Origin of the sequence: Corynebacterium camporealensis, assembly GCF_000980815.1 — a bacterium.
Taxonomy (GTDB): domain Bacteria; phylum Actinomycetota; class Actinomycetes; order Mycobacteriales; family Mycobacteriaceae; genus Corynebacterium; species Corynebacterium camporealense.
Map to the genome: position 1 here is coordinate 1,745,692 of NZ_CP011311.1, position 20,932 is coordinate 1,766,623.

The 20,932-nt window shown below is 61.1% G+C and carries 20 protein-coding genes, 1 tRNA gene and 1 other RNA gene; 8 read left to right on the top strand and 14 right to left on the bottom strand.

Annotated elements, in window-relative coordinates:
* The first annotated feature begins 10 nt into the window (after positions 1 to 10).
* The gene (locus UL81_RS08120; protein WP_035105351.1) at positions 11 to 1,717 is read left to right on the top strand and encodes a CYTH and CHAD domain-containing protein; all 1,707 of its coding nucleotides are present in this window, start codon (positions 11 to 13) and stop codon (positions 1,715 to 1,717) included.
* Here UL81_RS08120 and UL81_RS08125 read toward each other — a convergent pair whose 3' ends face one another.
* Positions 1,718 to 1,915, bottom strand: a complete 198-nt coding sequence (locus tag UL81_RS08125) for an SPOR domain-containing protein (protein WP_035105353.1) — start codon at positions 1,913 to 1,915, stop codon at positions 1,718 to 1,720. It abuts the gene before it with no gap.
* Between the two features lie 100 nt (positions 1,916 to 2,015).
* Here UL81_RS08125 and UL81_RS08130 point away from each other — a divergent pair, with 100 nt between their 5' ends.
* Entirely contained in the window at positions 2,016 to 3,254 is a 1,239-nt protein-coding gene (locus UL81_RS08130) for a galactokinase family protein (RefSeq protein ID WP_035105355.1), read from the top strand.
* Positions 3,255 to 3,322: 68 nt separating this feature from the next.
* Here UL81_RS08130 and rnpB read toward each other — a convergent pair.
* The 4 genes from rnpB to UL81_RS08145 all read right to left on the bottom strand — a co-directional run bounded on the left by rnpB (position 3,323) and on the right by UL81_RS08145 (position 6,726).
* Positions 3,323 to 3,710, bottom strand: an RNA gene (rnpB, locus tag UL81_RS11565) — RNase P RNA component class A.
* Between the two features lie 8 nt (positions 3,711 to 3,718).
* Positions 3,719 to 4,891, bottom strand: coding sequence for a bifunctional RNase H/acid phosphatase (locus UL81_RS08135; protein WP_035105356.1), 1,173 nt, complete (start codon positions 4,889 to 4,891; stop codon positions 3,719 to 3,721).
* Complete coding sequence (locus UL81_RS08140) at positions 4,891 to 5,586, bottom strand: zinc ribbon domain-containing protein (protein WP_035105359.1); 696 nt, start codon at positions 5,584 to 5,586, stop codon at positions 4,891 to 4,893. The genes UL81_RS08135 and UL81_RS08140 overlap by 1 nt, the downstream gene beginning before the upstream one ends.
* Positions 5,587 to 6,726 carry a Nif3-like dinuclear metal center hexameric protein gene (locus tag UL81_RS08145; RefSeq protein ID WP_035105361.1) on the bottom strand — a complete coding sequence of 380 codons (1,140 nt, stop codon included), beginning with the start codon at positions 6,724 to 6,726 and terminating at the stop codon, positions 5,587 to 5,589. It abuts the gene before it with no gap.
* A gap of 82 nt (positions 6,727 to 6,808) precedes the next feature.
* Between UL81_RS08145 and UL81_RS08150 the strand changes: the two genes are divergently transcribed.
* From UL81_RS08150 to UL81_RS08160, 3 genes are read left to right on the top strand one after another with little or no spacing between them, the layout of a single operon-like run.
* Complete coding sequence (locus tag UL81_RS08150) at positions 6,809 to 7,297, top strand: low molecular weight protein-tyrosine-phosphatase (protein ID WP_035105363.1); 489 nt, start codon at positions 6,809 to 6,811, stop codon at positions 7,295 to 7,297.
* A gap of 9 nt (positions 7,298 to 7,306) precedes the next feature.
* Positions 7,307 to 8,281, top strand: coding sequence for an SURF1 family cytochrome oxidase biogenesis protein (locus UL81_RS08155; RefSeq protein WP_035105365.1), 975 nt, complete (start codon positions 7,307 to 7,309; stop codon positions 8,279 to 8,281).
* 21 nt (positions 8,282 to 8,302) lie between these two features.
* On the top strand, positions 8,303 to 8,797 hold the full coding sequence (locus tag UL81_RS08160; RefSeq protein ID WP_046453473.1) for a TspO/MBR family protein: 495 nt from the start codon (positions 8,303 to 8,305) through the stop codon (positions 8,795 to 8,797).
* Between the two features lie 51 nt (positions 8,798 to 8,848).
* Here UL81_RS08160 and UL81_RS08165 read toward each other — a convergent pair.
* Both UL81_RS08165 and UL81_RS08170 read right to left on the bottom strand, forming a co-directional pair.
* Positions 8,849 to 8,921, bottom strand: a tRNA-Val gene (locus UL81_RS08165).
* 62 nt (positions 8,922 to 8,983) lie between these two features.
* Positions 8,984 to 9,382 carry a DUF3052 domain-containing protein gene (locus tag UL81_RS08170; protein ID WP_035105367.1) on the bottom strand — a complete coding sequence of 133 codons (399 nt, stop codon included), beginning with the start codon at positions 9,380 to 9,382 and terminating at the stop codon, positions 8,984 to 8,986.
* Between the two features lie 220 nt (positions 9,383 to 9,602).
* Between UL81_RS08170 and aceE the strand changes: the two genes are divergently transcribed.
* Positions 9,603 to 12,353 (top strand): pyruvate dehydrogenase (acetyl-transferring), homodimeric type, encoded by a 2,751-nt coding sequence (gene aceE, locus UL81_RS08175; protein ID WP_046453474.1) that lies wholly within the window; start codon positions 9,603 to 9,605, stop codon positions 12,351 to 12,353.
* Here aceE and UL81_RS08180 read toward each other — a convergent pair.
* The gene (locus UL81_RS08180; protein WP_035105369.1) at positions 12,340 to 13,341 is read right to left on the bottom strand and encodes an alpha/beta fold hydrolase; all 1,002 of its coding nucleotides are present in this window, start codon (positions 13,339 to 13,341) and stop codon (positions 12,340 to 12,342) included. The genes aceE and UL81_RS08180 overlap by 14 nt on opposite strands.
* Positions 13,342 to 13,368: 27 nt before the next feature.
* Between UL81_RS08180 and UL81_RS08185 the strand changes: the two genes are divergently transcribed.
* Positions 13,369 to 13,659, top strand: a complete 291-nt coding sequence (locus tag UL81_RS08185; RefSeq protein ID WP_035105370.1) for an acyl carrier protein — start codon at positions 13,369 to 13,371, stop codon at positions 13,657 to 13,659.
* Here the strand turns inward: UL81_RS08185 and UL81_RS08190 are convergent.
* Positions 13,637 to 13,984: a hypothetical protein gene (locus UL81_RS08190; protein ID WP_052097720.1), complete on the bottom strand. Its 348-nt coding sequence runs from the start codon at positions 13,982 to 13,984 to the stop codon at positions 13,637 to 13,639. The genes UL81_RS08185 and UL81_RS08190 overlap by 23 nt on opposite strands.
* Before the next feature lie 193 nt (positions 13,985 to 14,177).
* Between UL81_RS08190 and UL81_RS08195 the strand changes: the two genes are divergently transcribed.
* Positions 14,178 to 15,092, top strand: coding sequence for an alpha/beta hydrolase family esterase (locus UL81_RS08195; protein ID WP_035105372.1), 915 nt, complete (start codon positions 14,178 to 14,180; stop codon positions 15,090 to 15,092).
* Here UL81_RS08195 and UL81_RS08200 read toward each other — a convergent pair.
* From UL81_RS08200 to deoC, 5 genes are all read right to left on the bottom strand, one after another.
* Entirely contained in the window at positions 15,089 to 15,889 is an 801-nt protein-coding gene (locus tag UL81_RS08200; protein ID WP_046453475.1) for a serine hydrolase domain-containing protein, read from the bottom strand. The genes UL81_RS08195 and UL81_RS08200 overlap by 4 nt on opposite strands.
* 228 nt (positions 15,890 to 16,117) lie before the next feature.
* The gene (locus UL81_RS08205) at positions 16,118 to 17,077 is read right to left on the bottom strand and encodes an HNH endonuclease signature motif containing protein (RefSeq protein ID WP_035105374.1); all 960 of its coding nucleotides are present in this window, start codon (positions 17,075 to 17,077) and stop codon (positions 16,118 to 16,120) included.
* Positions 17,078 to 17,246: 169 nt separating this feature from the next.
* On the bottom strand, positions 17,247 to 18,680 hold the full coding sequence (locus UL81_RS08210; protein ID WP_046453476.1) for a mechanosensitive ion channel family protein: 1,434 nt from the start codon (positions 18,678 to 18,680) through the stop codon (positions 17,247 to 17,249).
* Between the two features lie 48 nt (positions 18,681 to 18,728).
* Complete coding sequence (locus UL81_RS08215) at positions 18,729 to 20,300, bottom strand: phospho-sugar mutase (RefSeq protein WP_035105375.1); 1,572 nt, start codon at positions 20,298 to 20,300, stop codon at positions 18,729 to 18,731.
* The gene (deoC, locus tag UL81_RS08220; RefSeq protein ID WP_035105377.1) at positions 20,297 to 20,932 is read right to left on the bottom strand and encodes a deoxyribose-phosphate aldolase; all 636 of its coding nucleotides are present in this window, start codon (positions 20,930 to 20,932) and stop codon (positions 20,297 to 20,299) included. The genes UL81_RS08215 and deoC overlap by 4 nt, the downstream gene beginning before the upstream one ends.

The window sequence follows — 20,932 nt, forward strand, 5'->3', positions numbered from 1 at the left end:
GGGTGAGTGCATGTCTCCGAAAGCCTTCCTAGAAGTCGAAGCAAAGTTTGCCGTGGCAGAGCACACGCAGCTGCCAGAGCTAACCAAATTAGAAGCAGTCGATCAGCTCGCCGAAACGCGTGAGCATAATCTTTCTGCCATTTACTACGACACCGCTGACTTGCGGCTTACTCGGGCCAAGGTGACACTTCGCCGCCGCACCGGTGGCAACGACGATGGCTGGCACATCAAGATCCCTGCCGAGCAAGGCCGCACGGAACTTCGCGCCGAGCTTTCGGAACCGACCGACGGCAAGTACGAAGTACCAGCAGAACTGCTGTACGAGGTGCGCTCCCTTATTCGCAACCGCCCGCTGGAACCGATTGCGCAGGTAGATAACCAGCGCACCGAAATCCTGCTTGCCGATGAAGCCGGCAACCCCGTCGCCGAATTCTGCGACGATCACGTCACCGCCTTTTCCTTCCTGTCAGGTGGTGAGGAAAACAGCTGGCGTGAATGGGAAATCGAATTAGCCGAACCACTTGCTGGCACCGATGAAGGCAGCGACCTCATTCGCCGCGCGACCTCGCTGTTTATTAGCTCCGGTGCCCGCGTTTCCAGCTCGCCATCGAAGCTGAAGAGCGCCCTGGGCAAGTCCATCAACAACGCCCCACTTCCGCTGTCCCAGCAGACCCCGGATGTTCCAGAAGACTCCCCTGCACTCGCTGTGGTCAACGCCCTGCGCGAAAACCGCGACAAGCTCGTCGAGTATGACCCGCGCGTGCGCCGCGACGAATGGGATTCGGTCCACCAGATGCGCGTGGCCACCCGTGAGCTGCGCAGCCACCTGCAGACCTTCCACGGCATCGTCACCGGCCCGGAAGTTGAGTACATCGAATCCGAACTCAAGGCACTGGCCGGCATGCTTGGCCAGGCACGCGACGCCGAAGTTGTCGAAGAACGCTGGCAGGATCTACTGGCCGCCGAAGATTCCGACACCTTGGATGCCGCCACCCGCGAGCACCTATCCAAGGACATGGGTCGCGACTATGCCCGCGCCCACCGCCGCGTGGTCAACGCTCTTAACTCTGACCGCTACCTCGATCTGCTTGAAACCCTCGACGAGTTCCTCGCCAACCCACCCGTTGGCAACGCTGAAGAGGAAGAAGCAGCCGGCCGCCACCGCCTGGAGGAAGGCGAAACCGCCTCCTCCAGTGAAGAAACGGAGGCCCAGCAGGCCTCCGAGCAGCAGCCAGCAGAGCCTGCGAAGGATGACCATGACGAGCCCCAAGACATGGAAACCGTCATGGCTAACCATCTGAACAAGGCCTACAAGAAGCTGGTGAAGCGCCATAAGAAGGCAGTTGAGAATTGGGATAACCCCGAGTTGACGCTGCACGAGCGCGAGGAATACTTCCACGACATGCGCAAGGCAGCTAAGAAGCTGCGTTATGCAGCTGAAGCTGCTGGCAAGTCCACCAAGCTCAAGACCAAGCCTTTGTACAAGGCCTGCAAGAAGATGCAGTCAGTCCTGGGTGACTTCCAGGATTCGGTGACCTCACGTGACCGTCTGCTCAAGTTGGCATCTCGGGCACGTGCTCGTCATGAAGATACCTTTGGCTATGGCTTGCTCTACCAGCGTGAGCGTGCCATCGGACTCGAAGCCCTCGAGGACTATTCAAAGTCCTACAAGGGCATCCGTAGTGCGTTTAAGCCATTGGCAAAGAAACTGAAGTAATTACTTCTCCCACGAAGCAGGCTCGCCCCAGTCGTCCTCCGCGGCTTCTGCGGCGTCGGCCTGCTCGTTGCGTTTTTGGGCCTTCTCGAGTGCCTGCTCTGCTTCCTCGCGGGTAGCATACGGGCCGAGACGATCATTCCAGCTGGCTTCCTTGCCCTGGCTGACCTTGCCGGTAGAGGGGCTGTAGTACCACTGCATGCGGAAACTCCTTCTCTGTTAGACGGTATCTCCCACCCTACCGAGTACCCAGTTAGACTGTGAGAGTTAGTTACCCAACCGCAAAAGGAGCACCGCCACCATGTGGAACCCGCCTTCAACCCCCGTTGCCGACCGCGCCCGCGCCGCGCACGAGGAGCTGGCGGGTGCTCCCGCACAGCACGTGGCCAGCGCCCCGGCAACCTGGGTTCTACTAGGCGAGCACATCGACCACTTCGGCGGCATGGCCATTGTCGGTTTAAGCTCCCTGCGCGCAGCTGCCGCGGTCAGCACGCGTGATGACGGCAAAATCGCCGTGCAGGTCGAAGGCAACGAGGTCGAATACACCAGCCTGCAAGAGCTGTCCGAACTCGCTTCCGCACAGCAGCCCACCGTGGATGCCGAAGGCCAGCCCGTACTTCCCGATGCCCCCACAGGCAGCACCTCCCTGCGCCTGGCCGGCATCGTGCACTCGCTGATCAACCGCCAGCTGCTGTCGCGCGAGACCACCGGCGTGACCATCACCGTCGCCAGCGATATTCCCGCCAACGCCGGCCTCGGCGAGCTGTCCGCTATGGATGTGGCCACCGCTCTGGCGCTGCACGGCGACGACGCCGACGATGCCCCACTGCGCGCACGCCTGGCGGAAGTTTGCACCCAAGCAGTCACGCTCTTCTCGAAGGTCCCTGCCCTGCGCGCTCGCCACTCGGCGGCCCTGCGCGGCGGCGAGTCCATCACCTTGATTGATTACGCCGACCACTCGGTCACCCCGGCACCGCACCTGCTTAACGATGACCTCTCCGCCTTCCTCGTCGCCGTCCCCGGCACCCCGGAAGACACCGCCGCTGCTGACATCCGTCGTCGCGAGCACTTCCTTGACGATGCCTGCCACGCTTTTGGCACCGAATCGCTGCGCTTGCTTCCCGATGCCACCCCGCGCGTCCTCGACTGGCTCACCGCAGTCCACAAGGTCTACGGCACCGAGAACCAGCCGACTGTCGATGAAGCACGTCAGTGGCTGAGCTTCTACGAATCGGAAACCCAGCGCTCCCAGGACTTCGCCCGCGCACTGCGCTCCCGTCGCGGCACTGAACTCTTCCCACTGATCGAGCAATCCCAAGCCGCCTTGGTGCACGAATACGGCATGGAATCTGGCTCGCAGCTCTCGCAGCTCGCACACGTCCGCGGTGCAGTCACCGCCCGCGCCGCACACGCCGGCCTCGCCAACGCCACCATCGCATACGTACCCACCAAGCACGCCACGAATTTCGCTGCTGATCTCGACGCCGACGGCCTGACCGTCCTCCCCCTGCACAGCGGCTCCCCGGCACACCTCCACTGACGTTCCGGTGCGCCGTAAGGTTCGGAAGCTCGCCAACCAAAGGCCACAAGGGCCTACAAAAATAGGGGCGAATGAGCTGGCCTATAAGCCGGATTCTGTCGAAGGATGAACATCCATCTGGACCGACTGTTGCCAATCGGCCTCAAGCAGCTACCTTCAGGCTTGGACGAGCAGCCCGCCTGATCAAGCCCGCGCACGCGCGGGCCATGATGCCTTGCTCCCGGTGGGGTTTACCCAGCCGCCGCCATCACTGACGACGCTGGTGCGCTCTTAACGCACCGTTTCACCCTTACCCCAGAAAACTGAGGCGGTCTACTTTCTGTTGCACTTGCCCGCGGGTCACCCCGGGTTGCCGTTAGCAACCACCGTGCTCTGTGGAGTCCGGACTTTCCTCGGCCTTCGCCTAGCACCACAAAAAGGTGCTGGTTCGTTAGCCGCGTTCACCCGGCCTGCTCATTCGCGCTCTATAGTGTAGCGCAATGCGACGCGTCGTTGAATCCGCGCACTACAGAGCCTTCCGGCCAAAACTCCACGGTAGAAATCGATGCCAGGTCAATATGCATCCGGTGGCACACGCTTGCCCCTGCGCCTAATCCTTGGCGCAGGAAGCACTTAATCGGATTGACGTGGCTGACCACCAACACAGTCTTGCCGGCATAGCGCTTTTCTAGCTCCCGTCGCGCTTTGCGAGTGCGCTTATGTACCGCCACCAGTGATTCACCACTCGGGCAGGCGACGCTGGCATCCTCCATCCACTTCGCATGCAGCTCCGGATCGGACTGGCGAGCATCGTCGAAGTTCTTGCCCTCCCAGTCACCGAAGTCCATTTCGATGAGGTCATCGAGAGTCTCTACAGCTACGTCACGACCACGCGCGACCGCCGCCGCAGTCTGTTGGCAGCGGTGCAGCGGCGAGCTGACAATCGCATCGAACTCGACCTCAGCCAGTGCTTGTGCAGCAGCCAAGGCTTGCTTCTGTCCGCGCTCAGTAAGCGCCGGATCCGAATGCCCGGAGTACTGATGTGCCACGGACATCTCAGTTTCACCATGGCGCAGCAGCACGAAACGGGTAACCGGGCCGCGATCACCGAGCCATCCGGCAGAGTCCTTATTGCCAGTGGTCTCCTGCTGCGCAGGAGTCCGAGAGGACGTCGGCGCGCTTTCCGTTTGGCTAGCGGGAGTTTCAACATCCACGGTTGTCGAATTGTCGACAACCCCTGGGGCATGGCCGGCAGCGGCCGCATCCATCGCGTCGTTGGAGAGCGTGTCGGCGACTTTATTCTTCGCGCGCGGGACCCAGTCGAGCTGGAAGGAGTTTAGTTGGCTGACCAGCTTGCGGGCTTTAATGGCCAGCTTTTGCATGTCGGGGTGCTTGATTTTCCAGCGGCCGTTCATTTGCTCGACGACCAGTTTGGAGTCCATGTGGAACTCCACCTCGTCGGCACCCAGTTCGACGGCGGCTTCGAGGCCACGCAGCAGGCCGTGGTATTCGGCGACGTTGTTGGTGGATTTTTGCCCCACCACGTAGACGATTTCGCGCAGGATGGTCTTACCATCCGCGTCGTAGACGACGGTGCCGGACCCGGCGATGCCGGGGTTGCCGCGCGAGCCGCCGTCGGCGTAGATGACCAGCTTCATTAGACCGCCCGGATGAGGTAGGAGCCGCACTCGACGCACTGCGGGAGTTCCTCAGCAGCAGCGCCACGGGCAGCATTCAGTTCAGCCGGCGGCAACACGATGAAACAACCACCGCAGGCCTTGCCCTTCAGAGCGGCAGCGCCGACGCCGTTTTCGTTGCGCTGGGCGTCGAATTCGTCGAGGACATCGTCAGGCAATTGCCCACGCAGGTCAACCACGCGCTGGGTGAGATCCTCTGGTTCCGGAACGGCTTCGGCAGCACGGCGCAGCTTTTCAATCTGGCGCTCAGATTCCGAGACACGCGCACCGCAGACATCAACGTTGGAACGCAGCGCATGGATTTCGTTGTGGGCTTCTTGCAGCTCACTCATGAGATCCGCAATGCGCGACTTGGCCGCATACATATCGTGCTCCAGATCGCGACGGGTTTCCTTATCGGTCGCCGCGCCCAGCTGGGCCTTGTCGTCGCGGACGCGCTTGCGCAGTTTGCGCTCATCGGACTGGATGCGCAGGATTTCAGCTTCCATGTCGTCGACGGCCATCTGGGCGGAACCGGCGGCATCGATAAGCCGGGTGTGCTGTGCCTGGGCCTTTTCCAGTTCCTTCTGCTCCGGGTTTTCCTTCTCGTGCCCCTCCGAGCGCTGGATGTTCGCCAGCTCGAGCAGTACCGGTTGCAGTTCGGTAGAAAGTTTCATTTAAGACTCCTTCGGGTGAGCAGAAATAGTCCACGGATCAGTGCGTAGCTCAATGATTTCAGTATCTACGCCACATTCTTCCTTCACGATATCGCGCGCCTGCTGCGTCCACGGAAACTCGCTGGCCCAATGGGCGGTATCAATCACCGCAGGACCCCCGGCGCGCAGGTGCTCATCAACGGGGTGATGCCGCAGGTCGGAAGTGACATACACATCCACCCCCAGCTTCGCCGCGGCATCCAGGAAGCTATCACCCGAGCCAGAGGATACCGCCACACGCTTAACGATGCCCTCTGGGTCACCCGCCGCACGCACTCCCCACACGGTCTCCGGCAGGGCGTCGGCGACCTGCTGAGTAAACTCCGCCAGGGTCATCTCCTGCTCGAGCTCGCCGACGCGACCCAGGCCGAGCGCATCATCGATAGGCCTAGAGCCTGCAGTTTCGACGATGTCGTAGGCGGGAACTTCGTAGGGGTGGGCATCGATAAGCGCCTGCTCCACGTCCTTACGGACGGTGGAGGGGGCAACGAATTCCACGCGGACCTCGGCGTCGCGGTAGAGCTCCCCAACCTGCCCATCGGTGGGGTCCGCGCCTTCTTGCGGAATGAACTGGCCGGTGCCCTCGATATCGAAGGAGCACTCCGCGTAATTGCCAATGCTGCCTGCACCTGCGGCAAAGACTGCCTGCTTGACGGAATCAACACTGGCAGCGGGCACGTGCACGCCCCACTTATCAATCACCGCGGGGTCCACCGGAACAATCGGACGGCCCGGCTTAATACCGACTAGCTCCGCGAGCTTGTCGTTAACGCCCGGACGCGCCTTATCGGCGTTGGTATGAGCGGCAAACAGCGCCACCCCACCGCGGACCAGAGTGTGGATGGCCTTGCCCTTTGGGGTATCCGCGGCAACAGAATTGACCCCGAGCATCAGCAATGGATGGTGGACTACTAACATATCGGCGCCAGCTTCTACGGCTGCTTCTGCCACCTGCTGGGTGCAATCCAACGCGAAGGCTACCTTGTTCACCTCGGCTGCCGGGTCGCCACAAATCAATCCCACGGCATCCCACTTTTCTGCCAAATGAGGTGGATAAGCAGTCTCTAACGTGCGGCGGATGTCGCCAACAGTAACCGGCATGGCAGTAACTCCTAATTCTGGTTGGAAGCTAGTCCTGCTATATCCTAGCTTCCGTGCAACTTCGTCTCGAGAAAGATTTTTAATGAGCACCTCCGAAGATTCCTCCCTGCACCTAGTATTCGTGTGCACCGGCAACATCTGTCGCTCCCCGATGGCAGAAATCATCGTCCGCGATGAGATGGAAGCCAACCTCCTCGACTTTCTCGCCCGCGTATCCTCCTGCGGCTTGGGCGGATGGCACGTCGGCCAGGGCGCCGATGAGCGCGCCATCGCTGAGTTGCGTCGCGCAGGACACGACGGCGGTTCTCACCGGGCCGCACAGCTTGGCGATGAACACATGGACGCCGACCTCTTCATCGCCCTCGACACTGGCCACCGCGATGCGCTTATTGAAAAGGGCATCGAGCCGGAGCGCGTACGCCTGATGCGCAGCTTCGATCCTTCTGCGCCTGAAGACGCCAGTGTCGAAGACCCCTACTACGGCACCGAGAAGGACTTCACCAAAGCCCGCCGCGATATTGAGGCAGCCGTGCCTGGCCTGCTGGATTGGATTCGCGAACAACGCGGCTAGACTGGGCATATGCTCAAGACGTTCCTCAAGCCCGGTTGGGTACTGATGCTGATTTTCGTCATCGTGTTTTCCTGGCTGTGTTTCACGGTCTTCGCGCCGTGGCAGCTGGGCAAAGATGACGACATCGTCGAACGCAACGAGCAAATCACCGCCGCCTACGAGGCCGACCCGGAACCTGTCGACCAGATCGTCGATGAGGAAGGCCGCATACGCGACCACGAATGGTCCCGCGCGCTGATTACCGGGCATTACTTGCCTGACGACGAAGTCCTACTCCGCCTGCGTCCCGTCGCCTCCGGCCCGTCCTACCAGTCCCTGGTTCCTTTTGAGACCACCGATGGCCAGCAGCTGTTGATTAACCGCGGCTGGTTGCCGGCGGAAGAAAACAACGCCGTACCCGATATCGAACCCGCCCCTACCGGCGAGGTCACCTTGGTTGGTATGGTCCGCCGCGGCGAGGCCACCCACCCGAATCCTCCCATTGAGGAAGAAGGCTTCCAGCAGGTCTACTCGGTAAATACCCCACAGGTTTCGGAACTGACCGGCACCGACTTGGGCACCGACTACTTCCAGCTTTCCGACGACAACGAACCCGGCGTCCTCAACCCAATGCCGATCCCGCAGCTGGAGCGCGGCAATCACCTGTCCTATGGCTACCAGTGGATCGCCTTTGGCTTTATGGCGCCGATGGGCTTTGCCTACTTCATCTGGTCCGAAATCCGCGAACGCCGCCGCGCCCGCAACGAGGAAGCGGAACTTAGCGCCACCGCGCACGATGCGAGCGCCGACTCCGATTCCACCGACACCGCCGGCGCTGCTGGCCAGGCCACCAGCACCACGGACTCCAGTGAATCCGCAGACTCCGCGTCCCAGCAGACCAGCTCCGTGGCCACTGCCGCACCGAGCCGTCGCCAGCGTTCCCGCTACGGCGATTCCAAGCCGGACTACTACGCCAAGATGCGCGAGCGCCGACGCGAACGCTAGACCTTATCTACGATGGTCTGTATGGCTATCACAGATATTCCTCGTAAATGGCGCATCATCGGCGGCGCTGCTGCCGCAGTGACCGCTACCGCTGTTGCTGGTTCGGCCGCCACTAAGCCGGATTCCTGGTGGTATGTCACCCGCCGCAAGCCTTCCTTCCAGCCGCCGAAGTGGACTTTCCCGGTTGCCTGGACTGCGCTCTATGCCGACATCGCTGCCGTGACTGGTTTGTCGCTGGCAGATCTCGATGCCCGCGGTAATACCCGCAAGCGCACCGAACTCACCGGCGCCCTCGCACTCAATCTGGGCTTGAATGCCAGCTGGTCCGCGGTCTTTTTCCGCGGCAAGAACCCTGCGTTGGCCACCTTCACCTCCGCAGCACTGACCGCCTCGAGTGCAGACCTGGCCCGCCGCTGCATGGATGTCGATTCCACCCGCGGTGCGTGGCTGCTTCCCTATCCAGCGTGGTGCGCGTTCGCAACGGCACTATCAGCTGCGATCTGGAAGAAGAACTAAGAAAACGACTACAGGCCAGACCCTAAAATGTGGGTCTGGCCTGTGTTGTTGTGCGGCCTGAGGGGATCGAACCCCCGACCTATTGGGTGTAAACCAATTGCTCTTCCAGCTGAGCTAAAGCCGCAGTGCGCGTTAAGCGCTTGTTAGATAGTAGCTTAAGGCATTTACAAATGCCAAACTCCCCGCTTACTTCTTGGTATAACCGCGTGCGACCAGGCAGGATCCTTGCCACTCACCCAGGCGCTCTGCCTTGGTTTGCACCAGGCCGGCTAGCTGAGCGGACTCGGAAATCTCACCGGGTTCCAGGTTGCCAGGCTTACCGGCACCTGGGGTCAGCAGCCAGATGCTGCCGTTATCGGCCAGCGGGCGGGTGGCATCGACTAGGCCGTCGACCAAATCGCCGTCTTCCTGGCGCCACCACAGCAGCACGATATCGCACAACTCATCAGTTTCTTCCTCCAGGAAATCATCCCCGAGGATTTCTTCGATGGACTCGGAAATTGCCGGGTCGCAATCTTCGTCCCATCCAAGCTCCAAGCCAATGAATCCTTCTTCGACTCCGAGCTTGCTGGCAGCATCCGCCACTATCAATGTCCTTCCATGAGTTGGATTACAGTACTACAGGCATCATAACGCCTTTAACGCACGATTTCGCATGTTCGTCTCGTTGGTTATCTTTGCGAACTTCGCGCCACCCTCCCCTGAGCGGGAACTTTAGGATGATGTATGACTTCACACCCATTTAGGAATTGGGTACGCGTATCCTAGTGTGCAAACTGTGTAAACCCATTTTCAGGAGGTTTAAATGGCCGACCAGGACGCTGTAAAGAGCGATTCCAATTTCCCGCTCATCAGGGATGGAGTGGCTTCATATCTGCATGACAGTGATCCGGAGGAGACTCGCGAGTGGATGGATTCCCTCGACGGACTGCTCGAGGACACCGATACTGAGCGTGCTCGTTACCTGATGCTGCGCCTGCTGGAGCGCGCAACGGCAAAGCGTGTGCCGCTGCCGTCGTTGACCTCCACGGACTTCGTCAACACCATTCCGACCTCCCTGGAGCCGGAGTTCCCAGGTGATGAGGAACTGGAGAAGCGCTACCGCCGCTGGATTCGCTGGAACGCTGCAATCATGGTTCACCGTGCACAGCGCCCGGGCATTGGCGTCGGCGGCCACATCTCCACCTACGCAGGTGCCGCCCCGATTTACGAGGTCGGCTTCAACCACTTCTTCAAGGGCAAGGACGACCCGTCCGGTGGCGACCAGGTCTTCTTCCAGGGCCACGCTTCCCCGGGTATCTACGCCCGTGCGTACCTGGAAGGCCGTCTGTCTGAGGACGACCTCGACGGCTTCCGCCAGGAAGTCACCCGTGGTGAGGGCAAGGGCCTTCCGTCCTACCCGCACCCGCACGGTATGCCATGGTTCTGGGAGTTCCCGACCGTGTCGATGGGTCTGGGCCCAATCAACGCCATCTACCAGGCACGCTTTAACAAGTATCTGGAGACCCGCGGCATCAAGGACACCTCCGACCAGCACGTCTGGGCCTTCCTGGGCGACGGCGAGATGGACGAGCCGGAATCCCGCGGCATGCTGCAGACCGCATCGCTGTACGAGCTGGATAACCTGACCTTCATCGTCAACTGCAACCTGCAGCGTCTCGATGGTCCGGTGCGCGGTAACACCCAGATCATTCAGGAGCTGGAGTCCTTCTTCCGCGGCGCTGGCTGGAACGTCATCAAGGTTGTTTGGGGCCGCGGCTGGGACAAGCTGCTGGAAAAGGACACCGACGGCGCGCTGGTCAACATCATGAACACCACCTCCGATGGTGACTACCAGACCTTCAAGGCCAACGACGGCGCCTATGTCCGCGAGCACTTCTTCGGCCGCGACGAGCGCACCGCCAAGCTGGTCGAGGACTTCTCCGATGAGGAAATCTGGGCTCTGCGTCGCGGTGGCCACGACTACCGCAAGATCTACGCTGCTTACGCCAAGGCCCTGGAATACAAGGGTTCCGGCAAGCCGACCGTCATCCTGGCGCACACCATTAAGGGCTACGGTCTCGGCCACAACTTCGAGGGCCGCAACGCGACCCACCAGATGAAGAAGCTGACGCTGGAGGACCTGAAGCTCTTCCGCGACAAGCAGGACATCCCGTTCAGCGACGAAGAGTTGGAAGAGGATCCGTACTCCCCGCCGTACTACCACCCGGGTAAGGATGCTCCGGAGATTAAGTACATGCTGGAGCGTCGTAAAGAACTCGGCGGCTTCCTCCCGGAGCGCCGCGAAGAGTACGAGCACCTGCACGCCCCTGAGCTGGATAAGCTGCGCACCGTGCGCAAGGGCTCGGGCAAGCAGAACGTGGCGACCACCATGGCGCTGGTCCGTACCTTCAAGGAGATCATGCGCGATAAGGAGCTGGGCAAGCGCATCGTGCCGATCATTCCAGACGAGGCCCGCACCTTCGGCATGGACTCCTGGTTCCCGACTCTGAAGATCTGGAACCCGCGCGGCCAGAACTACGTCCCGGTCGATCATGACCTGATGCTGTCCTACCGCGAAGCTACCGATGGCCAGATCATGCACGAGGGCATCTCCGAGGCCGGCGCAGCCGCCTCCTTCACTGCTGCTGCAACCTCGTATGCCACCCAGGGCGAGGCCATGATTCCGCTGTACATCTTCTACTCGATGTTTGGCTTCCAGCGCACTGGCGATGCCTTCTGGGCTGCTGCTGACCAGATGGCCCGCGGCTTCATCATCGGTGCAACCGCAGGTCGTACCACCCTGACCGGTGAGGGCCTGCAGCACATGGACGGTCACTCCCCGATTCTGGCGTCGACCAACCCATCGGTCATCACCTACGACCCGGCCTTCGCGTACGAGATTGCGCACCTGGTCACCCGTGGTATCGACCGCATGTACGGCGACGATCCGGAATCCGTCATGTACTACCTGACCGTCTACAACGAGCCGGTCAAGCAGCCTGCTGAGCCAGAAGACCTCGACGTCGAGGGCCTGCACCGCGGTATCTACCACTTCAACACCGCCGAAGAAGGCTCCATCCCGGCCAACCTGCTGGCCTCCGGTGTCGGCGTGCACGAGGCGCTGCGCGCGCAGAAGATGCTGGCTGAGGACTACGACGTCAAGGCGTCGCTGTTCTCCGTGACTTCCTGGGTCGAGCTGGCTCGCGATGGCGCTGCCAAGAACAAGGCTGCTCTGCGCAAGGGCGACGAGCCGGAGAAGGCATTCGCTACCTCCCAGCTCGAGGACTTCGACGGCCCGTTCGTTGGCGTCTCCGACTTCGCCACCGACCTGCAGGAGCAGATTCGCCCGTACGTTCCGGGCACCTACGTCACCTTGGGTGCGGACGGCTTCGGCTTCTCCGATACCCGCGAAGGTGCACGTCGCTACTTCAACAACGACGCTGAGTCCATCGTCGTGGCCACCCTGTCGGCACTTGCTACCGATGGCAAGATCGACCGCGAGGTAGCCGAAAAGGCCGCCGAGGAGCTGAACCTCGACGACCCGACGAAGACTGAGTCGACTAGCGAAGAGTAAGCAATTCTTCGCCAATAATGGCGGAGATTGCCTCGGGGTCTTCGAGCACCACCATGTGCCCGGAGCCCTCGACCTCTATGAGGTCTGCCCCCGGCCAGTGAGCGCTAATTAACTGCGACTGACTGGCCGGGGTAATCATATCTAGACTGCCCACCACGATTCTGCCGCGCAGCTGCGCCAGGCGCTCCGCCGCGCCGAACTCCGAGTGGTCCAACAGGTCGTCAAAAAAGCCCAAGAAGGACGGCAACGGCGTATCCAACAACATCGCGGCGTGGAACTGCACCTTCGCCATCGACGGAATCTCTGTCACCACCGCCGCCAACAAAGGCGCAACAAATTGGGCAAACTCGTAGCGCGCCTTATTTACTCGCTCCGGAAGCCGCTCCGCAATCCGGTAAATCAAGTTAATGAGCTGGGTTTCCAAAATGCGCGCCAATCCCTTAGCCGCAAAACGACGCATCGACGCACCGATCAAAATCGCGGACTCAAACTGCGCAAAAAGCTCCGAGGGTGCTAGACGAATCACCGCCAGCGAAATCATCCCACCCAGAGAGTGACCGACCAGCATGATTTTGCCTTGCGGCTGCACCTCGTCCAGCACGCTCAGCACATCGCGGGCGGCATCGTCAACAGTGCACAGCCAGGGGCTGACGGTGCTGGATTGGCCGTGGCCGCGGACATCGATAAGTATGCAGCGCACATTCTCATCGCGTAGCGCATTGACCTGGTCATAAAAGCTTTCTGCGCCCAGGGCGTAGCCGTGGATGAAAACGACGGTGACATCGGCATCGGCAGGCCCGACGGCATACCAAGCAACATCTACCTCGCCGTTGTGGGCTACTCCCTTGTCACTAAGGCGCGTTAATCCCGGTTCCGTCTCACCATCGTGGAGGGCTTCGTACTGGGTACGCAGTTTCCGTCGTCCGGAAGGGGTCAGCCGGCGCCGCCAAGCGCGCGCAATCGCCACCGTCGTGCGTAGTAAGTTCATAACGGGATCAATACTAGACTGGTGGCTATGTCGAACGACCTCAGTGCCCAGTTAGCAGCCCGCTTCAACGTTGAGCAGGACGATAAGCCCGCCGCAACGGATAGTTTTGGCGAGCTCGCGCGCATTATCACCAAGGTCACTGGCTTCGAAGAACCGGAGCGCGACACCCGCATGGACTCGTTCTCGTCGCTGGACCGCCTAGAAATCGCGGTGCGTTGCGAAGAGAAGTTTGGCGTCCGCATCGACGAGGAGCTGTTTTTCAGCTGGCACACGCTTGGCGATGCCGCCGACTACCTCAGTGCTCCACCTTCCCGCTAAAGCCGTACTCGCCCGCAAGGACGCTCACAGCAGAATTGAGCGCGCGTAACTCAGCCGCCGTGCCCGTGAGCACCTGACGGCAGCCTATACCTGCCCCTTCGCGGTACCAGCGGGTACACCACTGCGCCGTTAAAGGATCGTCATTGGGCACGACGAATACAGACTCGGTGGCAATGCACCGATACATCGCACGCTCGATAACCGGCCGCAACGTGCGCGGCATGCCTTCGATGTGCAAAACGCCAGATACGACTGGCTCTGCGACCGGGGCTTCCGGCCAGGGATCAACCGACAGCGCGGTCGGCTGAGACTGAACGCTATTCATTGTCGATTTCTCCTTCGACGCTAAATTCAGACGAGCTTCGTCTTCCCCTACGAACTGTCTGCGCGTTCTGCTTCACGATTCTCCCCCGCCACAGCCGCCTCAACAACCCTCAACAACTACTTGAATCCCCCTTTTATTCAACCTCAACTTGAGCTATATGCTTTCTCAGCGAAAGCGAGTAAGCTTCCAACTCATGAAAATTAAAAAGTCTGTGGTGGCTTTAGCGGCGGCCACCGTAGCGCTGTGTGGCGCGCCCGTGGCTTCGGCCCAGAATTTATCGTCCGCGTTGTCCTCCGCATTGCCGGGGATTCTCGATTCCGTTGTCACGAACCCCGGTGTCGTAGAAAGCTACGAAAGTGTCTCCGTTCCTGGCCAGGGCGTGCGCAGCTACAAGGTGCAGGTGCCGGCCAACCTCAATGGTCGAGTTGACCTCGTCTACGGATTTGGCGGCATGGGCCACGACTCCGAGTGGGCTGAGTCCTACATGCAGTTCGATAAGGTCACCCGCGGCCAGGCCATCATTGTCTACCCGGAGCCGACCATGGGCAGGAACGGCCAGCTGGCGTGGGAGGGCCCGAACTACGCTTCGACCTCGCGTGGTCAGGATGTGGGTTTCCTTCAGGCCATCGATAAGCAATTGCGTGCGAAGTACACCGTGGGCAAGAGCTACGGTGCGGGCCTGTCTAATGGTGGCGGCATGGTCATGGCTGCTGCGTGCCAGGCACCAGAGCTTTTCGATGCCGTCGTCGGCGTCGCCACCGCCAACTACCACCGCATCTACCAGGGCTGCCACGGCTTCGTGCCGACGATGTTTATCCACGGCACCAACGATGACATCGCGCCTTTTAACCGCAACGGCTCCAACGGCCATGGCGGCGGATACTACTCCACCCGTGAGTCTTTCCGCAGGGTTGGCGAGCGCAACCTGTGCGATACCAACAACCCCGCGATGACCTCACACGGTTCTTATGACGTGTTCTCCATGAACCGTTGTGCTGCTGATACCAAGATGCTTCGCCTTAACGGTGGTGGGCACACCTGGTTCCAGGACGCAGCCCATGGCGTGGATGCCACGCAAGAAGCCTGGAACTTCTTCCGCGCTCACTAATTGAGTTCGTCCCAGATGGCGTCGTTGGCCTCGCCCCACAAGGGCTTGGCCCAGTCGCCAAAATCGTGGTCGGTCAGCGCCACCATGGCGTTACCGTCTGCGATCCACAGGTAGGTGCCGGACAAGCCGAAGTGGCCAATGGCTTCGGCAGGCAGTTTGGCCCCCATCCAGTGCTCTTTGTCGCCGTGGATTTCAAAGCCTAGGCCCCAGCTGCATTCTTTGAAGTTGCCGTAACCCGGCACGATTCCGCGCAGGCCTTCAAACTGCACGCTACGCATCTCCTTCACGCTGGACGGGTGCAGCAACTGCGGATCCAACACTTCGGCCGCGAAGCGGACGAGGTCGTCCACGCTGGAAACCAGCCCGTGACCTGCCGAGCCGTCAAGGTAAGTGTCCTTCATTCCCAGCGGCTCGAGCACACCTTCTTTGAGATAGTCGGGGAAGTCCATTCCGGTGGCCTCCTCGACAATTTCTGCTGCCCACTCATAACCCGCTGAGGAATAAATGCGTCGGTCTTCGACAGGCTTTTGGGGCTTACGATCATCGAAAGCTACACCCGAGGCGTGCGCCAGTAGGTGGCGCAGGGTGGATCCTTCGGGGCCAGCGTCCTGGTCGAGTTCGACCGCGCCTTCTTCTACCGCCAGCATGATGGCGTAGGCAACCACCGGCTTAGTCACCGAGGCGATGGGAAATTGCTTGTCGGTCTCGCCCACAGTGTCGGCAACGGATCCGTCTTTGAGGAGTGCTCCTGCCACGTTGTCGGCGGGCCAGTCGGTGATGTCGGTGAATGCGCTCATGAGCACCAGGTTAACAGCGGTGCTCTCCTACCGGTTGCGCGCAGCATGACACTGTGGCACGAATAAAAGGTGATGTAACAACAAACGGGTCGTTCACGATTTAACTAATGAAACGATTGTTTCGCCTATCGCTCACGCGCAGCCCCTACTAGCCGCCGTCCCAGCTGGGATGGCGGCTGTTGTTTCACTAGGTGGAAGTGGGTCTGCTTTCGGCGCCTTGGGCGTGCGTTAGTACGCCCAAGGCGGGACCCATTCGACTTTGCCTCTGATTCTTAGAAGTTTGCCGTTTCTTCGTTCGTTTCCATCATCGTTTCTGCCGTTGTGATGGTCACACGCGGTGGTCAAGTTTGATTGGTTTGTCTCACCGCCGTATTTCCAGGCCACTATGTGGTGGACTTGGCACTCATCAGCACCTTTCAAACAGTGAATCCACGGGCAGACCGGGTTTTCGGCCTTCGCCATGGTTCTTTGCTTGAAACTAGCGCTTCGCTGCGTCCGGTAGAGGTTCACCGGCCCCTCGACCGGGTGGATAAGCGTGGCGTAGCCGTGATCGGTAAACATTTTCTGCACCAACTGCGCACCGGTGATCTTGGCGCCGTTGGTCATCTGCAGCACGATGTCATCGCCCTGTCCATCCACGATCTTGTCCAGCTCGTCGAGGTTAATAACCACATGGGTAGTCACAGCAGTGCCGTTGACTTTGCCGGTACGCAAGAATTCCCTGACCGAGTCGATGGTGGGGAACATATCGCGAACTTGGGCAATCAACTCAGAATCGCCCGTTAGGCGGTAGGTCCACTTATCCGTCTTGGACCGAGTCAAAGCGGTCCCGTCTTCAGGTGGCTTAGGCGGGTCCATGAATTCCTTGGCCACCTGACCGATCTTGCTGGCCGGCACGTCAGCACAGGCGATGCGGAACTTGTAGCGATCCACATGCTTCTTTATCCGAGACGCTTTCTTTTCCATCTCCAGCAGCGTGGACAAGTCATGTGGGGTGTTGCGGGACTTGGCCTGGAGCTGGGTGTAGGGCGTCTCACCGAAGTAGATATCGGAAAGAGTAAGGAGTTCGCGGGAGAACTTCCGCGGGAGTCCCAGATTCTGTAGATGCGCATTAGTCAGCGCCGCGACCTCGGAAAGGGTTTCCATAGGCGCGGTGAACGCTTCGGTTAAGGCATCTAACTTGCTCATGCCTCTAACGCTAAGAGAACTATGTCAAGCCCCGCTAGGGGAAATTTTTCAACCTTTGGATAACTCGGCGTTTTCGCACTTCATTGACCATTCGAACCCCCGTAGAATGCACAGGACCCCTGGTTGCGCATCAAAGAGAGGCTTTGCAGGGGACTGTCGAACGAGACTACTAGCTCGTGGGGGCTTCCTCGACGGCGGTGGGCGCGTCGGTGGTGGGTTGTTCGGTCTCGGTGGGGGCGGTAGTTGGGACTTCCTCGTAGGTGGCATCCGAGGTGCCGGTGTCGGCTGGGACATCGTTGGTGGGGGCCTCGGCGTCGGTGGGCTCTTCCTCGTAGTAGGTGGAGTCCTCCTCGGTTGGGGTGGCATCGTCCGCGGCGGGCTCTTCGGAGGTGGCAACCTCTTCGTCGTTGTCGCGATCAGTCCAGTAGGCTGGGTTGAGCCAGCCGGCGTTGGCATCGTCCGGGTTGGAGGAAGCAAGTACCAGGCCGCCGGTGACCAGGAAGGCGAGAATCAAGCCAGTGGTCGAGGCGCGGACGCGGCCGCCGAAGCTCATGACCTTGCCCCAGCGGGTCTTGGGATCCTCGTCGCGCCAGATGCCGTTGCGGGGTTCTTCGTACTCGTCTTCATCGACAAGTGGGATTTCGGTGGTGGGTGCCGGACCGTCGTTTTCGGGGGTATCGGCAAGGGCGTCTTCGGTGACCTCTTCGGGCTCGACGTCGCGCTCTATTACTTCGGTCTCGGCGGCATCGTCAGGCTCTGGCAGCAACGCGCCGGCGTTGTAGTGGCTCCAGAACTCAGCCAGCAAGGCGGAGCGGATGCTGCGTTCGACGGCCCACTGGCGGGCGGGGTTGACATCGACAAGTATGCGGAAAGTGACCTGCCAAGGGTGGCCCGCGGCAGTGGGGGCGACGATATCGGTGGCGGGCAGAACTTCGACGGTGCCGTTGACATCGCTAGCAATGGTGGGGTCTTCGATGGCCTCGCGCGAGATGGACTCGACACGGCTGGTGATATCTGGGAGATTCTCGCCGCGTTGGACGGGCACGGCAAAGTTGACCACGGCGCGGGACCAGTCCTGGGAGAAGTTCGTGACCACACCGGCCGAACCGTTGGGGATGGTGACGACCTCACCGGAAGGCGTGCGGACCTTGGTGGTGCGCAGGGTCAGGGCGACAACAGTGCCTTCTACCCCATTGAGCGCATCGAAGCTGACGTAGTCGCCGACGCCGTATTGTTTCTCCGACAGCACGAAGAAACCGGCCATGAAATCGGCGATGATGGATTGTGCGCCGAAACCAACTGCGGCCGACACAATGGTTGCCGGGATGGCGGCGCCGAGCGGTGGGACGCCGAGGTTCGAGAGCGCGGCGATGATGATGAGGAAGTACGCAATCGCTTCGAAAACGTAGACGAGCGCACCGGCGATAGCCAGGCGCGCTTTGGTGGCCTCTTCCTCTTCGTCAAGCCGGGATTCGATCACCCGCAGGACCAAGCGCCCGATACGGGGAACGAGGATGGCCAAAAGCAGCAGCGCGAGCAGCGGCAGGCCATGGCCAACAAGGATCTCCCACAGGCGAAGGAGATAATAGTTGAACAAACTCATGGCCTACAGCCTAAGCCGCGCAGCTGTCAGAACTCTGAAAAAGAGATCTTAGATGCCGAAGTACTCGTGCAGGTCTGCAGCGATTCGGTCCAGACGTGCGGGATCTGGGGATTCCAGGTAGCACTTCAGTTTCGGTTCGGTGCCAGAAGGCCTGACGATGACCCGGTCATCAGCCTTCGTATACAGCTTCACGCCTTGCTCGAATTCTTCTGCACGTACGTCCTCGCCAGCCAGGGTGGTTGGCGGGGTGGTGCGGATCTTCTTCATCGAGTTGGTGATGATGCTCAAGTCTTCGACGCGGAAGGTCAGCGGCTGGGTAGCCAGGCGGCCGACGGTGGCGTAGATGTCCTCGAGCCGGTCGAGCAGGGTGATGCCTTGGGCTTTGCACTCGGCAGCCAGGCTGGCCAGCACGAGCGAGGTGGCGATGCCGTCTTTGTCGCGGACGTGCTGCGGGTCGGGGCAAAAGCCGATGGCTTCCTCATAGCCAAAGCTCAAGTTCGGGGTGCGGGCAATCCACTTGAAGCCGGTCAGGGTTTCGGCGTGCTCGAGGCCGTAATGCTTTGCGATGCGGCCTAGCAACCGCGAGCTGACCAGCGAGTTGGCGAAGGTGCCGGTGGCGCCGCGGCGGGCGAGGTAGTCGCCGAGCAGGGCGCCGGTTTCGTCGCCCGAGAGCTGTCGGAAGTCCTTCTGGTCCCCGGCCGTGCCGACAGGCACGGCCGCGGCGCAGCGATCCGCGTCGGGGTCGTAAGCGATAAGGATATCGGCGTCGATTTTGGCGGCGTGTGCTTTGCCGAGGTCGAGGGCGCCGGGTTCTTCGGGGTTCGGGAAGGAGACGGTTGGGAAATCCGGGTCGGGGTCGGCTTGTTCGGGGACGAGGGAGGTGTCGAAGCCGGCATCGGAAAGTAGTTGGGCGCCGAGAGCGGCGCCGACGCCGTGCATGGCGGTCAGTGCAATGCGCAGGTCGGTGTTCTCCCCTACTAGCGCTTTTGCGCAGTTGAGGTAGTCGGCGCGGGGGTCGATGTCCTCGATGCGAGTGTCGTCGCGGGCGATTTCGTCGGCGAAGGGGGCGCGGGCGATGGAGGCGGCGATTTCGGCATCGGCAGGTGCGACGAGTTGGACGCCTGCAGCATCGCCGGTGGCGACGCGGCCGCCGAGGTAGACCTTGTAGCCGTTGTCGGCAGGTGGGTTGTGCGAGGCGGTGACCATGATGCCGCAGTCGGCGTCATAGTGCTTGACCGCGAACGCAGTCAGCGGCGTGGGGTTTTGCGCGGGCAGCAGCAGGGCGCGGCCGCCGGCAGCGGAGATGACTTCGGCGGCATCGCGCTGGAATTGCGCGGAGCCGTGGCGGGCATCGCAGCCGATGACGACGACGGGCTCAGAAGTCTGCTGTTTGAGCCAAGAGATGAGGCCGAAGGTGGTGCGGATGACGACGGCGCGGTTCATGCGGGATTCGCCAGCGCCAACAGCGGCGCGCAAGCCGGCGGTGCCGAAGGCAAGTGGGCCGGCGAAGGCGGCGTCGAGGGCGGCAGTGTCGTCAGCGTCGATCCAGTCGCGAACCTGCTGAGCGGTTACGGGGTCGGGGTCGTGGTCGGTCCACTTAAGGGCGTAGTCGTAGTTCATGCCAGCTCCTTCAAGATGGCCGCGGAGGCCGAGAGGCCGAGGCGGGTGGCGCCGGCATCGACCATGGCTTGGGCATCGGCAGCAGTACGGATGCCACCGGAGGCTTTGATTCCGAGGCGGCCGCCGACCGCCGCGTGCATGAGCTCGATGGCGTGGACGGAGGCACCGCCGGCCGGGTGGAAACCGGTGGAGGTCTTGACGAAGTCGGCGCCGGCGGCTTCGGCGGCGTGGCAGGCGGCGGTGATGGTGTCATCGTCAAGCGCGGCGGTCTCGAGGATCACCTTGAGCACTGCACCGGAGGTGGCGTCGCGGACGGCCTGGATTTCAGCCTGCAGCTCGTCGAAGCGGCCTTCGCGGGCCAGGGCGATGTTGATGACCATGTCGACTTCTTCGGCGCCATCGGCAACGGCTTGGCGGGCCTCGGCGGCCTTGATCTCGGGCTTGACGGCACCGGAGGGGAAGCCGACGACGGTGGCGACGTGCATGGGGGCATCGACAGGCAACTGCGAAGGTGAGATGCAGATGGCGTAGACGCCGAGTTCGGTGGCTTCATCGATAAGCGCTTGCACGTCGGCGGCAGTGGATTCGGGCTTGAGCAGGGTGTGGTCGATGATGTCGGCCAGGTTGTTCAT

Excerpts from the sequence above, each read along its gene's own strand:
- UL81_RS08120 (WP_035105351.1), top strand. The coding sequence starts at position 11 with ATGTCTCCGAAAGCCTTCCTAGAAGTCGAAGCAAAGTTTGCCGTGGCA.
- UL81_RS08125 (WP_035105353.1), bottom strand. The coding sequence starts at position 1,915 with ATGCAGTGGTACTACAGCCCCTCTACCGGCAAGGTCAGCCAGGGCAAG.
- UL81_RS08130 (WP_035105355.1), top strand. The coding sequence starts at position 2,016 with ATGTGGAACCCGCCTTCAACCCCCGTTGCCGACCGCGCCCGCGCCGCG.
- UL81_RS08135 (WP_035105356.1), bottom strand. The coding sequence starts at position 4,891 with ATGAAGCTGGTCATCTACGCCGACGGCGGCTCGCGCGGCAACCCCGGC.
- UL81_RS08140 (WP_035105359.1), bottom strand. The coding sequence starts at position 5,586 with ATGAAACTTTCTACCGAACTGCAACCGGTACTGCTCGAGCTGGCGAAC.
- UL81_RS08145 (WP_035105361.1), bottom strand. The coding sequence starts at position 6,726 with ATGCCGGTTACTGTTGGCGACATCCGCCGCACGTTAGAGACTGCTTAT.
- UL81_RS08150 (WP_035105363.1), top strand. The coding sequence starts at position 6,809 with ATGAGCACCTCCGAAGATTCCTCCCTGCACCTAGTATTCGTGTGCACC.
- UL81_RS08155 (WP_035105365.1), top strand. The coding sequence starts at position 7,307 with ATGCTCAAGACGTTCCTCAAGCCCGGTTGGGTACTGATGCTGATTTTC.
- UL81_RS08160 (WP_046453473.1), top strand. The coding sequence starts at position 8,303 with ATGGCTATCACAGATATTCCTCGTAAATGGCGCATCATCGGCGGCGCT.
- aceE (WP_046453474.1), top strand. The coding sequence starts at position 9,603 with ATGGCCGACCAGGACGCTGTAAAGAGCGATTCCAATTTCCCGCTCATC.
- UL81_RS08180 (WP_035105369.1), bottom strand. The coding sequence starts at position 13,341 with ATGAACTTACTACGCACGACGGTGGCGATTGCGCGCGCTTGGCGGCGC.
- UL81_RS08185 (WP_035105370.1), top strand. The coding sequence starts at position 13,369 with ATGTCGAACGACCTCAGTGCCCAGTTAGCAGCCCGCTTCAACGTTGAG.
- UL81_RS08190 (WP_052097720.1), bottom strand. The coding sequence starts at position 13,984 with ATGAATAGCGTTCAGTCTCAGCCGACCGCGCTGTCGGTTGATCCCTGG.
- UL81_RS08195 (WP_035105372.1), top strand. The coding sequence starts at position 14,178 with ATGAAAATTAAAAAGTCTGTGGTGGCTTTAGCGGCGGCCACCGTAGCG.
- UL81_RS08200 (WP_046453475.1), bottom strand. The coding sequence starts at position 15,889 with ATGAGCGCATTCACCGACATCACCGACTGGCCCGCCGACAACGTGGCA.
- UL81_RS08205 (WP_035105374.1), bottom strand. The coding sequence starts at position 17,077 with ATGAGCAAGTTAGATGCCTTAACCGAAGCGTTCACCGCGCCTATGGAA.
- UL81_RS08210 (WP_046453476.1), bottom strand. The coding sequence starts at position 18,680 with ATGAGTTTGTTCAACTATTATCTCCTTCGCCTGTGGGAGATCCTTGTT.
- UL81_RS08215 (WP_035105375.1), bottom strand. The coding sequence starts at position 20,300 with ATGAACTACGACTACGCCCTTAAGTGGACCGACCACGACCCCGACCCC.
- deoC (WP_035105377.1), bottom strand. The coding sequence starts at position 20,932 with ATGAACAACCTGGCCGACATCATCGACCACACCCTGCTCAAGCCCGAA.